This is a genomic window from Fructilactobacillus sp. X3R5C2 (assembly GCF_059901175.1).
In genome coordinates this window covers 1-413 of sequence record NZ_JBWXVC010000017.1, presented here as the reverse complement: position 1 = coordinate 413, position 413 = coordinate 1, and the positions used below count along the sequence as shown (strand labels likewise).

Here is a 413-nt window from a genome sequence, read left to right as displayed (position 1 = left end):
GTTACTTCATCAAAGGTGGCCGTTCTGTTGAACGTAACCGTTTCAATGCGATCATCTGAAGCCTTGCTACCATCAGCATATACATAATGCACGGTTCTAGTAATGGTCTTGGTCAAGTCCGTCTTGCTAGTACCATCAGGATATTTTGGTCCCGTTGGGTTGTTTGGATCCACTGGTTGTCCTGGGTTTCCTGGATTATCTGGAGTAACTTCCTTGGTCTTGTGTTTTAGCACAACCTTGAAGGTTGGGTTATCAGTATTGAAGGTGTAACCATCACCTGGGAAGCCGTCAGATACTAATTCATATCCTTGGGCTTCTAGTTTAGCGATTTCATCTTTCGTACTGTAATCCGACTTAGAACCGAACTTCCCGTTCAAGCCATCAGTATGAATAACCTTGTTACCATTGTCTTG

The 413-nt window shown here is 43.6% G+C and carries 1 protein-coding gene; it reads right to left on the bottom strand.

Annotated elements, in window-relative coordinates:
* Positions 1 to 413, bottom strand: a 413-nt coding sequence (locus AC6UD4_RS07250; protein ID WP_500694600.1) for a mucin-binding protein, incomplete at both ends; no start/stop codon positions are given.